Genomic DNA, 15,796 nt, shown 5'->3' on the forward strand with positions numbered 1-15,796 from the left:
GACATCTTAAATCCTAGTTGATATGTTATGAAATCTTTTTAAATATTAATGAAACGTTATGTGCTATTTAAATTATCCCTTCATTTAAAGGCTGAAAAAACGTGTTCGTAAAAAAAGAAAATACGGGCTTTAAGGGTGGTTTAAATCTCCTGGATGTTTATCCGCTAAAATTTTGTAGCATCATAGAAGAAATTTCCTCTGACGGCATACCTGAGACATTTCAATTCCAGGTCCCAGATCACCAGGTAGAGCATATTATTGTAAATCTCTGTCCCACCGAACCATGGGCATTACCCAACTGGGTAATCCTGAAGCACAAAACTCCATTGTTCCTCAACATGCTCAGAGAGATAAAAACCCGCTACTTTTCGGAGGCAAAATTTTCCCTGGCGATCAATGAAAAAGAAGGCAGGGTTGTTGAGGATGCGGGGAATTTTGCATCCAATGAAGATTGGATGCGTGTCTTTCCATTATATGCGAAATATCCACAAGACGATCCTGTTTTATTGACGAAGGTCATTCTGGGTATGGATGTTCATTTTGGCCAGGATGCGAAGCCGCTCGGTGTATTGATACTCGATGCCCAGACAGTTTCAGCCATTTATGAAAGTTGCATCCTGAGAAAGAACGTTAATTCGCGCTTCATCGTTCTTTCAGGTACGGGTTTAACGGAGAACGAGATTGTCAATGTTCAACTGGGGACGCCTCTTGAAAAGATCATGAAGGACAAAAGAAAAACTACGGGCAGGCATCGTGTGTTTATCAACGGTCCCTTACGTGGTCAAGAAATAACCGACTTGTCGCAGAAGATAGACTGGTCTGTCAATCATATTGTGGTCTTAGAGGAGAAAAATCGGAAAGTAATATTTCCCATGATCAAGTCGGATGAATTCGTGTTGACCACAAATTTGCTTGGTGAATTACGGCGATGCGTCTACTGTAATTATTGTGATGATATTTGTCCGGTAGATTTAGAGCCTGCACTCTATTATCACAGTTATATGAGAGGGGAAAAGCATAAGGCGCGTCTTTATAATCTGGGAAAATGTATTGAATGCGGCTTGTGCAGCTTTATCTGTCCGTCGAAGTTAGAACTCTTACAAATTATTAAAGAATGCAAGGCGCTGGATAAACAAAATGAAAAAATTACTTAAACCTGTAGAACCCGTTCTGGACAAGGGTCTCGACACCGTAGAATCTTTTATTCATACCCATCCCAAAGTAAATTTCCTCTTTGGTGCCCTTTTTGGGGCATTTGATGGCCTTCTCCGGAGTTCTGAGGAAACAACGCATACTCAGCCATTTATCCGGAACAACTACGACGTAAAACGGTTTATGGGCGCTGTGCTGGTGGCATTGGTAGCTGGATGGGTATTGCCGGCCATATATTTTTACGGTTGGCAGAGCGTTGCATCCAAACTGATCGTTTCATTTATTATTGGTATATTTGTTGTGGATGTGATTTGGGCTATTATCGCCCGGGAAGAACATATCAGCGAGGGTGGATTTGTTTCGTGCCTGTTCATTCCGGCTATCCTGCCTCCGCAGGCACCGCTCTGGTTAATAGGCTTGGGGGCTGCACTGGCCATTATCTTTAGAAATATCATGGGTGGAGTTGGGAATAATCTTGTAAATCCAGCCCTTTTCAGCCGTTTGTTTTTAACCATCTGTTTCCCCGCGCTTTTGGTTACCGGCTATCAAACACCCTTTGTGGGTATACCCGACCTTCATACCTTTCGCTATGGGCTGGATGCCGTTACCCATGCAACCCCGTTGACGGCATTCAAGGCCAATGGAGAAGTTGCATCGTATCTTTCCCTGTTACTGGGTACAGCAAGCGGTTCTTTGGGTGAAACGTGCCGGTTGGCGCTGATACTGTCTGGTTTGTGGTTAATCAAAATGAAGGTTGCAAACTGGCGGATACCTGCGTCCTATCTGGGCAGCGTACTTGTCTTTTCGGTATTCTTCTCATTCATTTTGGGTAAGACGGTTGCCCCACCCCTCTTTCAGCTTCTGAGCGGTGGATTGATCCTCGGGGCATTTTTTATGGCTACTGACCCCATAACGGCAACATACAATCAGACTGCAAAGTGGATATTTGGCGCCGGGTGTGGATTTGTTACCGTGCTGATAAGGGATTTTACCACATTGCCAGAAGGGGTAATGTATTCCATCTTACTCATGAACCTTCTGGCCATACCGATTCAATCATTCATGGTGAAAATACGGTATCGTGTATGAGAATAATGCCAAAGTTATGATCAGTTTAATACCAAACGACATAAGATGTATATTAAATGGCTGAGGATTTACTCACGGTATCATGACGAATCACTGAAAAAATCTGTGCCATCTCTGGAATTTGCAGTTTTTTAAAAATACATGGAAGAACTTAAAAAAATTATACTCCGGATTGTTTCAATCCTCCTGATTACCTTTTTGCCCTGCGGCGGGCTTCTGATGGTATATTTTTACACGTCTCCCAAAATTGCCGAATACTACGATGTGAAGGAGAAGCGTGCCGTATTGGATATTTTTAAGATACCTTACCGCGCTAAGGAAAATAACATATTGGGTTTTCATTTTAAGAGCTACGACAAAAAGGATATCAAGGAGGTTTTTGGAAAAAACATAACAATCGAAGAACCAACATCGGTATCCTGGAATGTTCAACGGGCTGGCACACAAACAGTCAAAGAAAAACCAAACGGTGGGAAAAGGATTTTTAAATATGTAAAAGATGGAAATTTGCAGGGTGTTGGATTTGTTGAATCCAGGATGGGTTACGGTTACAACAAATCGAGTATTATGTCTCTTTTTATCTGTGTTGAGCCTGATCTGGAAACACTGAAAGGTATTGAGGTGCTGGACCATAGTGAAACACCCGGTTTGGGGGGTAGGCTTACCGAGGATCAGTTTAAGAAACAATTTATTGGAAAAAAGTTGAGACCCAGGATACTGGTGGTTAAGGGAAGGAAGGCTGCGGGTGCTAATGAGGTGGATGCGATTACTGGCGCCACGAATACAAGCAAAGGAATCGAGTCTTTTCTTAACGATGCCATGAAAGAATTTTGGGAAGGGCAAGGGGACATTAAATGGTAGGGTTAAAACGAAACATACGAAAGATTTCCAAATATTTTATGAGGGATAACCTCATCCTGACGGCCGGAGCAGGACTTGGGTTCTGCTCCTCCCTTGCAGTAACAAACAAACTGGAAAATTCCCTCACCATGGGAATCGGCGTAACACTGGTAACATCTGGCAGCTTTTGCATGGTCTATCCCTTCAAGCGGCTTATATCCACAGCCGGAACACATCATAAAATTTCCCTTTTAATGATTATTGTATCTGTCTTTGTGGCCATTTTTGGATTTTTTGCACAGGCCTTTGTTCCTGAGATTACAGCCAATATAAAGGCATACATCGATCTTATTACGACGAATTGCATCGTGCTTGCCGTTATTTCCGAGGGGTTGACTGTTGACTTTTGGGAGGCCCAAAAGAAGATATTGAAGGCCTGCCTTGGATATTCCATGGCTTTGATCCTGCTTGCATTTCTGCGGGAACCCCTGGGTTTTGGAACGATTATGGGCTTTCCTGTGCTTTCGGATACATTCCCGCGGGTTGTTCTCATGGTTACACCGGTGGGGGGATTCTTTGCGCTTGCTGCCTTCAGACTCCTGTTGCGTCCTTTTCTTCTCAGGGCAGGGATTGTATATCAAGAGGCATCTTCTTGTGAGTGTGCCGCTGCTACAAACGGAGGAGTTCCCATTGTCACATCCCGTCCGAAGCGGGGAATCTCCAGGGTATCTTTAGTCGCAATAGGGTTGGGTGTCTGTCTGTTTATTAGCCTTATTATCCATATGCAAACAATCCCGACTCTTCATCAGCATTTCCTCATTCTTTTCCCTGTCCTGCTCAATGCCCTTTTCTTTGATGGGATTGTGCTAAGTAAACTGTTAGGGATATGCCCCTTGCTAAACAAATCACGTCAAATTGATGCGGCATGGAAGATGGGAGTTGCTGTGATTATTGTCATAACATTGTCCACGGCATTGAACTGGTTGGTATATCATCATATCCTGGTCAGGTGCAGTGACTTCCTGTCCACATATTCGTCTCTCCCTATCCGGTTAGAAGCTATTTTCTATCTGACGGTCTTCATCGTTACTATTGCCGTGTTCGTGCAGATTTTGAGTGTGCTCTTAAGAAAATTTGCAAAAAATGTATACGAACAGATGGGGCAGTTCCTGGAACTTATCACGGTCAATTGTATTGTCCTTGCCAGCGCCACGTTTACGATTCCCACGGGGGCAAAGTTTCTGGTTACAACCGTGACGGCGTTTGGATACGGGCTTCACTGGATGATGGTCGTTGTGTGGTTGGCCTTGTTAAGACGTCAGCGTCTCTTCGTTCCAACTACTGCCTGGGATGAAGACACCATTGCTATTTTACTTCTGGGTATCATGGCTGCTATCTTTACTGGTATTGGCATGATTCATATTTTTTAAGCTTGGAGTGAAACAATGACCATCCCCCTTATACTTGGTGCAGGTATACTTGCACTGTTGGTTTTGCTACTCAGTATATTTAGCGAGATAGCCTACCAATTCTTTGGGCGAGGTGAAAAACGCAAGCTTACGGTATTGAGTGATGACGAGTACAAAAAGGAGTTAGACATCGAGGGGGGGGAAAGGCTCCTTTCCTTGCTTCAGAACAGAGGATTTAACATTCCTGCCGCCTGTGGGGGTATGGCTACCTGTGGCCAGTGTAAGGTAAAACTCCTCACCGATGTCGGGACTTATACGGCTGTAGAAACTCCCCATTTTGACATGCGTACCAGAGAGGCATCCAGGAAATTTTTAGAGCAGGGAGAAGGTGATGGATATGTGCGATTGGCCTGCCAGGTCAGGGTCGAAAAGGACATAGAACTGTATCTCCCAAAAGATACATTGCATGTGAAAAAATACACTGCCCGGGTAATTAAGAAAAGGGCGCTTACCAGCGATAAGATGGAGATGTGGCTCAAACCATCGAAACCTATTCAATATAAGCCAGGACAATATATCCAATTAGCAATTCCTGAAGATTTTGTAGAAGAGCATTATAAAAAGTATGGCAACTTTATTAAGGAAGCATGCAAGAATCTGGGAAAAGAGTTCATTCCGTATGTGCCAGGCACTACGCTGTACAGGGGATATTCACTGGCCTCTACGGAGCCGGAACTTTTAAAACTCATTGTTCGAATGGCTCCTGTTGATCCGACCATGTCCATAGAAAAGGGCGGTCCTCCTTGCATAGGGCCGAGTTGTGTGCATAACTATATCCTGGAGAAAAGCCTGTGGAATTTTTTTCGTGGTGAAAAGATTCATTTTACCGGGCCTTATGGTCATTTTATGCTGAAGGGAGAACCGCACACTGCTGTTTTTGTGGCTGGCGGGGCAGGTTTGGCGCCCATTATGGCAGTTTTGGATCAATGGTTTCAGGAAGGCAGGCAGGATAAGGCGATATTTTTCCTGGGTGAGAGACGATTCCAGGATATTCCCATGGCTTATTTACCCAGGTGGTTAAACTGGCAACGAAAGAACCCCAATTATAAATTTGTACCGGTACTTTCAGGCGCATTTCGAGGCGACAATCCTGCCGAATTGAATGATGTGGACAAAAAATGCCTCCACTGCGTTCCTCCGGAAGGCAAGCAGATTATCAAAGAACAAGGGCTTGTGGATGAGACGGGTAATCAATGGAAAGGTGAGGTCGGGTTTATAGGGCCGCTCCTGAGAAAATATCTTTCACCCGATCTCAATATCGTGTTTTATCTCTGTGGGCCGTCTCCGATGACAGTAACCGTTATTGATGCGGCAGCAAACCAATTGGACTTAAAGAAGGAAAATGCCCTTTTTGACGACTTCACCGGCACCCTGACTCCCTCTGTAGACCTGATCTATCAAAAGCTCGAAATCAAAGAAAAGATTTATGGCTTAAACATACCCAACGCCGACAAGCTCATCGAAAAGATCGGCCATATCCTTATCATCCAATTGATATTGAAAGACAAGATTGAAGAAAGTTACCGCTTCCTCGACCTGGTAAGAGGGGCGCTTGGGAAGTCAGCACAAGAATTGGAATCGATGCTGCTTTCATATAAAAGCTAACTATAAAAAAAATCATTGAGATACTGAGGCGCATAAGATTTATTTTACAACACTTTTCTATACGCCCTGTTTCTCTTCTGTGTACTCTGTGGTCGCCACCTGTAGAATGACTTTTCATGAGATACCTAATTTTAATTACTTTATTTTTCATAACTTTTGCATCCGCTCCTCAGATGTCTGCGCAAGATTTTTTCCCCATTACAGACTTTAGTAAGGAGGAACTGGCTAAGGGTGAGCCTGTGGGCTGGAAGACCCATAAAGGTATTTGCAGGGAGATTAAGAGCAAGATCATGCCCAGGATAGTGGAAATTGAAGGTCGAAGGACACTCTATGTAAATGCCCGTGATAATGGTTCTATTCTCTTTAAGCCAGCAGGTCTTAACCCGAAAGAATATCCCTTTTTGAGCTGGAACTGGAAGATATCCAACATCCTGCCGGAAAGCCGGGAAAAAGAAATTGGTGGCGATGATTACCCTGCTGCTGTGTGTATAGTTTACGGTAAGACATTTCTTTCAATACCATATTGGTACAGGATATTAATCTATGTTTATGGAAATAACGTAGCTATGGGGGAACGATTTGAAAATCCCTGTGAGGTCAAGGCAAGGATGATCGTAGTGCAGAGTGGTGAAAAAGATGCGGGTAAGTGGCTCAGTTATAAGATGAACCACTACCAGGACTATATCAGGGAATTTGGAGAGGAACCACCCAGGATTATCTATGTGGGAATTCAGACCAATGCCGACCGCACCCACGGAAGGGTTGAGGCATGGTACTCGGATATTTTTTTGAATAGATACTAACCCAAGGTTGGGTAACGCTGAATGCCCACAACGTAATCTCCCCACGTCTCCCTTTGAGACTGTGTCGTAATTACCGCGAAAGGGGGGGGATTAATTGTGCTATGCCAAAAGAAGAACAGCAGACGGTAAGCGTTTCCTTAGTATTTTTTCCTAAAAAAGTATCATCTTTTTCATAAGTACCTGAAGAAACAACATCTATTCAAACTGAAGTACGAATTCAAATAGCAAGTGATATTGAACTCGGACGTCACTTGCGAATTGAGGGTAACGGAACACGCCAGCTTGGTAGCGCCTACAATTGTTGTATAGCGAGTGTTCTGCGGTAAATCCAGGCATGTTCATGTTAGCCCGACTTTCGCAATTCGCACTCAAAAACGGTTATTTTTGGGCATGTATAGCTGGGAAACCCTTGATATTAAAGGGGTGAATTTTCAAAACGGCTTGTAGTGCCGACCTAGCCTATTGACGCATGCAAGGGAAACTGCGAAAATGCTTGCATGTTTCTCCGAGAAAAATCACGGACGAAGGATGGAAAAACACACCGGTATTGGAGCGTTGTAGAGAACCGCCGGGTCAGCGGAAGAAGAGTGGTGCAGCGGCAAGTGCTCTACCTGGGAGAACTCAATGATAACCAACGGGCGGGATGGATTCGAACGATAGAGGCGATTTCGGGTGCAAAACCCAAAGCAAAACAACTGGCGTTATTTCCGGATGACTAGGAAGAATTGCCCATACTGGGCTGTGAAACCATCCGGGTGAGGTTGGACAAAATAGAATTGCGCCGTCCGTGTGAATGGGGTGCGAGCTGGTTGGGATTGTATGTGTGGAATCTTCTGGAACTGGACACCTTTTGGAGAGGGCGTTTGCCGTCAAGCCGCAAGGGGACAAGCTGGCTGAATATGCTGAAGGCGCTCGTCTGTTACCGGCTGATAGATCCGGGAAGCGAATTTCGTTTTCACCGTGAGTGGTATGTGCGGAGCGCAATGGGAGAGCTGTTGGGGGAAGATGATTCGCTGGCACAGAAGGACAAGCCGTATCGTTGTTTGGATTTGCTGCTTGAGCATCGCGACGAGCTGTTTGGTTTTTTAAAAGGGCAATGGGGCAAGCTGCTTGGCGCGAAGTATGATGTGCTGCTGTATGATTTGACGAGTGCGTATTTTGAAAGTGATCCGCCACCGACGGGATCTGGGGGTAAAAAACGGTTTGGGTACAGCCGGGACAAACGTTCAGATTGCGTTCAGGTATTAACGCCGGAAGGATTTCCCGTGGCCTACGAAGTATATCCCGGGAATACAAGAGACACTGCGACACTGGAGGAATTTCTGGATAGGATCGAAAAGCAGTATGGGAAATTCCGGCGCACCTGGCTCATGGATCGTGGTATTCCAACGGAGGATATGTTGGAAAAGATGCGTTCCCGAGGGATTGATTATTTGGTTGGCACCCCGAAGGGACATTTGACCCGTGTTGAAAAACCGTTGCTCGAACAGACCTGGATGCAGGCGCGAGAAAGCGTCAGCGTGAAAAGTCTTCAGCAAGAATCGAAGTTCTACGTCTCTGTGAAAAGCCATGACCGTGTAGCCAAGGATCGCTTTCCATCCGTCCCATATGGCACCAATTGGAAAAGAGAATTGAAGCCCATATTTTTGTCTCCTTTTTGGCTTTTTGTCTCCACACGGCGTTGCGAAATCTTGCGCGGGAACGAGCCGCAGGGCTGACATCCGAAGCCATTTTGGAAAAAATGTCGAACATTCAAATGATTGATGTTCATTTACCAACCACGGATGGCCGTCACATTGTCATGAGCCGATATACACAGCCAGAAAAGGATGTTTCTCTCCTTTTGGCACAATTGGGATTGACGCTTCCTGAACAACCTCCGCCCAAGGTTTATGCCTCAGGACAGGTCGGTCTGTAGTGCCGACCTTTTTCCACGATCCCTTGAATTTACTGGCTTAGCGGCTTATACACCCCTCGAATTGCGAAGGTCTGGTTAGGAAATTTTCTGATATAAATTTATATTTTTTCATTGACACATATGTATGAATTTTAGAGAATTCCCGTTAATTCCTGAGCTAAACCACCCGCTAGCCACCAGCTACGCTGGTGGTACTGAGTTAATGCAAGGAATTTCAAATTGCAGTTGTAGCACGAACTTCAGTTCGCTTACATCCCATGCGAACTAAAGTTCGCGCTAGTGCGCCTGAGAGTGCGCAATGTCAGAGGGGTGAAAGTCCCCTTCAGGGAAAACGCTTTCCAAACCTGTAACCGACCGTAACTGCGACACCGTGAGGTGTGGTGGAGAGCAACGGGAGGTGAAAAGCTGGTTCGTAGGATAACAAACTCGATTCGGCCTGTTGTAACGGTGAGCCTGCTAGGGAATGGCGAAGCCCAGACCTTTGAGAGGAGAAAAAAGAAGAAAGGAAGCCTCATAAGCTGAGGGGTAGCGTGATAAAGCGATGGTAGGGAACAATGGGTGGTTGGAGACGGAATGGCTGGAAGGCAAGGTGCATGAATCAGGAATACCTGATAGAGGGAGTGACTGTATCAGGAGATAGAGCCTCCATAGGAGCGAAGAGACACCGTAATGGGTGTGGAGCAAAGGGAGGCAGGAAGGTGGAGGTATGAAGTGGACAAGTCAGGAAGCCAAACCAATGTGAGTGGCCGAGATGCCTAAGCAAATTGGAGAAATCCAGAGAGAACAGGATTGAACTTGGCTTGTAGCGGAATACTTGCTGACGGTCGATATAAGATGAATGATGAGAAGCGCTGCCATCATTATTAATCTTGGGTTGTTCACGGTAATCACAGCCCATGTATTAATCTGTCAATCCCGAAGGGGTAACCACTGACTGGAGAGCCGTATGCGGGAGATCCGCCTGTACGGTTCGGAGGGAGGGGAGGCGAAAGCCTTCCCTACCCCTATCGTTGAAAAAGTTGCCGAAAAGGCCTGATTTAAACGACAACAAAGAAAGACATACGATAAGGGCAAACCCTGAGTGATCAGGGGACGCAAAGGAAAGGGTCTTGATAAGCCGTTGAAACGGTTTAAACAGTTTCAGCGGCTTATGGGAAAGATAGCCTTACTGCCGAAGATGTTTTTAGGAAAATCTTTGCAGTAAGGCTTTTTTGTTTTGTAGGAAGATTGTTTTAACCACAGAGACACAAAGAAAAGCCTTCTGGATTACGGACATTTTCGCCGGATTCATCTTGAAAAGGAGGGGTAATTTTATGAGGAATAGATCCACTTTATTATTGGCCGGTCTTGTTGCAGCAATGCTTGCCACGTGGTTTATAGACAGTTCAAACCTCGCAAGTGAGGATAGAACAGAACAGAACAGAACAGAACAGAACAGAACAGAACAGAACACAAACACCTTATATTGTCCTCACATAAAATATGGTCTGGATTGGCAGACATCCGTTCAGATCACGAATATTGAATGCAGTTGTAAACAGAAAAGGGTTCGGGTAAAACTCTCCACCCATGATAATAACGGTACATTTACCGGTACTATAAAGAATGTTAGGAAACTCAAGGCAAATGAAACAAAGGTTATTGATCCCCAATCATTGCCTCCCAGTGCGGCATCTTTAAAGATTGCACCCAACGGAAACCTCATATCCCACGTCATTTACAGGACAAACGACGGTAAAAAATCAGAAGTAGTCCCTGCCGTAAAAGCGCCATCCATGCAACTGGACTTTCCCGTATTGGCCGATTATGAAGACGTTTTTATCTACGAAACGATCACCCTTTTAAATCCAAATCCAACCCCTGCAAGTATCGAGATGATAGCCTTAGATAAAAACGGATATGAAATAGAGCGCATGGCAGTATCACCCCTTTCTTCGTGGGAGAGCAATACCATCGCTCTCGTAGATATCTTTGGACCAAAAACATTAAAAGACCTTTCAACGGTAAGGGTTGTTTCAGACACCAATATTGCCGGAATTCAGCTTGTGGATTATCCGGGGAATGACCTCGTTGGTCTGCCGGCGCTGACCGTTGCCAGTAAAGGCTGGACATTTCCCATTGCAACGGAAGGCGGCAACCAGGCGCTCTGGACAAGGGTTGGGGTGATAAATCCCGGAGGCGAAACTGCTGATATCAGTGTTGAGGCCTTCGATGCAAGTAACAATTCCCTTGGAGCCATCGACAGAAAAAGTCTTTTACCCGGTGCGATATATTTTACCGGCACAGAAAACACAAGTACGGATGGTGGTGTCATACCATTAAATGCCGCTTATATAAAGGTCACCGCTGATAGACCTATAAGTGGATTCGAGGTTGTTGGCGTTATAGATGGTAGCGGTCTTGCGGCAGTTATGGGAATTCCTGAGGAAGACCTGACCGCAGTGGGATTTGAGATAACAGGCACCAATGACAGTGGTGTACTGAATGCATATTTGATGGTGAGAATGGAAGATGGGAGTGTGAAGTCAACTGCGATGAGTTTGGAAAATGAAGAGTGGAACAAAGTTTTAAAACTAATCATGGAATCCGAAATAGCAGGAGATTTTACACTAAAAAAGGATTTAGCAAGAGAAAGAGATGCCTTTATACCCTCCTATTACCCCTCTGACGTTAAACCTTGTGAAGCTAAATTAATTAAAAAGCTAGAGAAAAAAGGAGCTAAAGTAATATATTTAAATCCTAGCAATGAAAAAAAACCAGTTTGTACACAAGGAACAGGATGTGGTGAGTGGGAATGTTATGATGAAAGAAAAGTTGCTGATAAAGTGGCAGATATGCTTTACGCTGAAGGATACTCAGTAATTGTGGATTACGACCAATATAATGCAGGAAAGAGGGCGAATGAGGAAAGTACACTACCAAATGTATTTGTATCAATCCACTCCAATGCAACGACTGAAGAACTTACAAATATTTGCAAAGGAAAACAAACCGGTCCAGAAACTTGGTGGGAAAATAGTAATACAGGTGATGAGACTTTGTCACTAAATATTCAAAACGCACTTGTGGCAGAACTGAGAAAAAACGAGTACAAGGGCAATTTAAACCGTGGAATAAAGGACTGGAATAAAAAGGAATGCCGTAACTGTGATAATGATAACTGTAGTAATCCGAAAAATTGTAAACATCCGATGTGGCCTAATTGGTATGAGGCCAAAATGCCCGCGTGCTTAGTTGAGACACTCTTTCACGATAATCCAGAGGATGCATATATTTTATGTTCTAAGGCAGAAATAGTTGCACAAGGAATTGCTGATGGAATAATAACATTTCTTACTGCCACACCTCCGCCTTCTCCCTTCTTGTCGTTCCCATTACGAGGCAAAAATGCTTATAACGCGGAGATAATATCGGTTTTTGATCATTCAATGAAAAAGAAAATGAGGTATTGTCCCGACAACGTTAAAGATTCTTTACACAGTTCGGTAATTGCATATACAGGTGAAAAAGGAACAGAACCAAATGAAAAAGAAAGTGGTAAGTCTGGTACGAATTGTCCTGGCCATAAAATTTATAGTTTTTTTAAGAGTCAGGATGATAAAACACCATTTTATATAAATGGCCATTACGTTGGTACAAAAAATAGTGGACCTAATACATTGAATTATGATGGCCATCCGGGATATGATTATAATATTGAGCATGTTGATGGAAAAGATGTTCTTGCGGCAGGAACAGGAACGGTAATTGTGGCAGATTGGGAAAATACAGAAAACCATGACAAAGGACTAGGCCTTCGCATAATTATAGATCACAATAACGGTTATCGTACTATATATGGACATTTATCATCTGTAAAAGTACAAAAGAATGACAAGATAACTACAGTAGGGCAAGTTATTGGAGAATGGGGTAGCACGGGTAATTCAGGTGGGCGCCATCTTCATTTTGAAGTGCGAACTGAAGATGATATATCAGTCGATCCCTATGGTTGGGATCAGGATAAATTAGGAGACGACCCATACACACTATATAATCCAGGAGTAGTTAATTATACACTTTGGGTGACAACAGCCATCCTTCCAAAAATTACCTCAATTAGTCCGACGAGCGGAGTTTCTGGCACTTCAGTAACAATAAATGGTACGAACTTTGGTACAACGCAAGGGACGGTAAAATTTGGCACAGCGGAAGCCACCGTTACTTCATGGAGTGATACCAAAATTGTTGCAACTGCACCTGCTGGTACTGGAACGGTAAACGTGACGGTAACAACAAATGCAGGAACAAGCAATGGGGTACCATTTGCATATACCACTGTCACTATCATCTTTCCCAATGGAGGCGAACACTTACTAGCTGGCAGCGAACAAACAATTGAATGGAAGGTAGATGGTGATACTTCACAAATTAAAGACTTCCTGGTCGCTTCCTCCATCGATGGAGGAACCAACTATACAGCAATAGGTACGGTAACTGCTACTGACCGCTTTTTGTCTAAAAAGATACCTTCCTATGTATTATCTACGCAGTGTAAGGTAGCGGTGGTTGCCCATGATGCTTCAGGACGCACTTTGGCAGGGGATGCCAGTGATAATAACTTTACCATATCAAAATGTCAGATGCCTGGTACATTCACCCTTACAGCCTCTCCTGGGTGTAACGGCAGTAGTTCTCAGATATTGTTAAGCTGGACTGGTTCGAGTGACGCAACATCATACGATCTCTATCGTAACGGAAGCTCGTATAAAACCGGATTAAATGGTACACAATACACAGATAAGTCAGTAACATCAGGAACGATATATACCTACTACGTGACAGCAAAAAACTCCTGCGGTTCCACCAAATCCAATACCGCCTCTGCAACAGCAAACGATTGTAACACAACATTCACCGTTACTTATCCCAATGGAGGTGAGACATGGCAGACAGGGAGTACCCAGAAAGTTACGTGGACTTACAAGGGTGACCCAGGACCAAATGTGAAGATTGAACTTCTAAAGGGCGGTGCTTGGAACTACACCATTGCTTCAAGTACATCGATAGGAAGCAATGGAAGCGGATCATATATCTGGACGGTTCCTAAAGATCAAGCTTCGGGAAGCGATTACAAGATCAGAATCACCAGTACGAACGTTTACACTGATACGAGTGATGGCAATTTTACGATAGGAGGCACTATTCCAAGCATTGCCTCAATTAATCCTATGAGTGGAACTGCTGGCACTTCAGTAACGATAAATGGTAAGAACTTTGGTACAACGCAGCAGGGTACAAGCACAATAAAATTCGGCATTGCAACAGCAACTGTTACTTCATGGAGTGACACCAAAATTGTTGCAATTGCGCCTACTAATAGCGGAACGGTTAACGTGACGGTTACCACAACCTCAGGAACAAGCAATGGTATACCGTTTACTTATAATGAAAATCCACCGCACATTGACAGTGTGAGTCCGAATCCGGTGATAGGTTCAAACAGCCCCCAGATCGTCACGCTTTACGGCCAGTACTTTGCATCGGGATTGACGGTGACGGTTGGCTGGACTGGGGGTTCAAAGGTGTTGAGCAGTTCACAGGTATTTGTGGACAGTTCAACCCAGGTGCGTATCTCAATTACCACAACCACCGATCCGGACACGTGGACGGTAAAGGTAACGAATCCTGACGGACAGAGTTCCAATACGGCGTACTTCCAGGTGATCGCGCCACCACCAAATCCACCGCACATTGACAGTGTGAGTCCCAATCCGGTGATAGGTTCAAACAGCCCCCAGATCGTCACGCTTTACGGCCAATACTTTGCATCGGGATTGACGGTGACGGTTGGCTGGACTGGGGGTTCAAAGGTGTTGAGCAGTTCACAGGTATTTGTGGACAGTTCAACCCAGGTGCGTATCTCAATTACCACAACCACCGATCCGGACACGTGGACGGTAAAGGTAACGAATCCTGACGGACAGAGTTCCAATACGGCGTACTTCCAGGTGATCGCGCCTACCACCGAGGTAATTGTTGACGATCAAAGCTCTGGTTTCAGCAAGTACGGAGGCTCTTCTTACTGGTATGAGGCATGGATTGGTTACAATGGTCACATGTTTTGGACTACTAACAATCAAAATACAATTTATAATTCTGCAAAATGGCAGCCAAATCTCTCAAACGGAGGGGCTGGATATTATGCAGTGTATGTCTATATTCCAAGTGATTTTTCTAATACAACGAATGCAACCTATACCATTTTTCACAACGGTATTACCGATACTCGTTCGGTTAACCAAAATAATTATTCTGACCAGTGGGTTTTGTTGGGAAATTTCTATTTCTCCGCTAATGGAAGTGAATATGTTGAATTGGTTGACAAAACTGGTGAAACATTTAATACAAAAAAGATTGGCTTTGATGCAGTAAAATGGGTTAAGCAGTGACAAGGGAAAGACAATCCAAGTATATTTTCTTGCTACCACTGACTCATATAATACTACGGTGTTCAGGATAGATGATGTCAGCCTAATGTCAGATGGGAATTGATTTAATACACGGGAACTGTCATCCGCTTACGAGGTTTCAGTTTTTCCTGGATGGCCTGCTCTATCCTTTCAGCCTCAGCGCCAGGTATCCAGAGTTCGTTACATTGGTCACAGACCTGTACAGGGACTTTTTTATTAAAAGGCTGGAACTACAGTGAGGGGAAGTTTTTTAGACTTTGTGCGGATTTTTCAGGCGTTATTTTCACTTTCTAAAAAAGGCAAAGAGTACCCCGACAATCGCCCAGAACTGCCCAAAGATGAATATGAACATCCATATTAAGAGATTGGGGCTGTCTAAAAAGTTCGATTTTCAAACGTCATTGCGAGCGTTAGCGAAGCAATCTATTTTGAAACCCTTTAATGATCAGGGGATTGCTTCAGTCGTTC

The 15,796-nt window shown here is 44.2% G+C and carries 9 protein-coding genes, 1 pseudogene and 1 riboswitch; all 10 genes and pseudogenes read left to right on the plus strand.

Annotation, left to right across the window (positions count from 1 at the left end; translation table 11 throughout):
• Nucleotides 1–101: 101 nt before the first annotated feature.
• The 10 genes and pseudogenes from BROSI_RS11645 (at nt 102) to BROSI_RS19905 (ending at nt 15,567) form a co-directional block, all read left to right on the plus strand.
• Nucleotides 102–1,154 carry a 4Fe-4S dicluster domain-containing protein gene (locus BROSI_RS11645; protein WP_052563968.1) on the plus strand — a complete coding sequence of 351 codons (1,053 nt, stop codon included), beginning with the start codon at nt 102–104 and terminating at the stop codon, nt 1,152–1,154.
• The gene (locus BROSI_RS11650) at nt 1,138–2,241 is read left to right on the plus strand and encodes an RnfABCDGE type electron transport complex subunit D (RefSeq protein WP_052563969.1); all 1,104 of its coding nucleotides are present in this window, start codon (nt 1,138–1,140) and stop codon (nt 2,239–2,241) included. The genes BROSI_RS11645 and BROSI_RS11650 overlap by 17 nt, the downstream gene beginning before the upstream one ends.
• A gap of 141 nt (nt 2,242–2,382) precedes the next feature.
• Nucleotides 2,383–3,102, plus strand: a complete 720-nt coding sequence (locus tag BROSI_RS11655) for an FMN-binding protein (protein ID WP_052563970.1) — start codon at nt 2,383–2,385, stop codon at nt 3,100–3,102.
• Entirely contained in the window at nt 3,096–4,511 is a 1,416-nt protein-coding gene (locus tag BROSI_RS11660) for an Rnf-Nqr domain containing protein (protein ID WP_052563971.1), read from the plus strand. The genes BROSI_RS11655 and BROSI_RS11660 overlap by 7 nt, the downstream gene beginning before the upstream one ends.
• A 15-nt stretch (nt 4,512–4,526) precedes the next feature.
• Nucleotides 4,527–6,155, plus strand: a complete 1,629-nt coding sequence (locus tag BROSI_RS11665) for an NADH:ubiquinone reductase (Na(+)-transporting) subunit F (protein WP_052563972.1) — start codon at nt 4,527–4,529, stop codon at nt 6,153–6,155.
• Nucleotides 6,156–6,271: 116 nt separating this feature from the next.
• Nucleotides 6,272–6,958 (plus strand): DUF3047 domain-containing protein, encoded by a 687-nt coding sequence (locus BROSI_RS11670; protein ID WP_052563973.1) that lies wholly within the window; start codon nt 6,272–6,274, stop codon nt 6,956–6,958.
• 497 nt (nt 6,959–7,455) lie between these two features.
• Nucleotides 7,456–8,876 (plus strand): annotated as a pseudogene (locus BROSI_RS11680) (IS1634 family transposase).
• Nucleotides 8,877–9,430: 554 nt separating this feature from the next.
• Entirely contained in the window at nt 9,431–9,586 is a 156-nt protein-coding gene (locus tag BROSI_RS19900) for a hypothetical protein (protein ID WP_157842502.1), read from the plus strand.
• 349 nt (nt 9,587–9,935) lie between these two features.
• Nucleotides 9,936–10,052, plus strand: a riboswitch (cyclic di-GMP riboswitch).
• Between the two features lie 137 nt (nt 10,053–10,189).
• Nucleotides 10,190–15,307, plus strand: a complete 5,118-nt coding sequence (locus tag BROSI_RS11685; protein ID WP_052563976.1) for an IPT/TIG domain-containing protein — start codon at nt 10,190–10,192, stop codon at nt 15,305–15,307.
• Nucleotides 15,308–15,399: 92 nt separating this feature from the next.
• A complete protein-coding gene (locus tag BROSI_RS19905) occupies nt 15,400–15,567 on the plus strand; it encodes a hypothetical protein (protein ID WP_157842503.1) in 168 nt (55 codons plus the stop codon).
• The last annotated feature ends 229 nt before the right edge of the window (nt 15,568–15,796 follow it).

The organism is Candidatus Brocadia sinica JPN1, assembly GCF_000949635.1.
Taxonomy (GTDB): domain Bacteria; phylum Planctomycetota; class Brocadiia; order Brocadiales; family Brocadiaceae; genus Brocadia; species Brocadia sinica.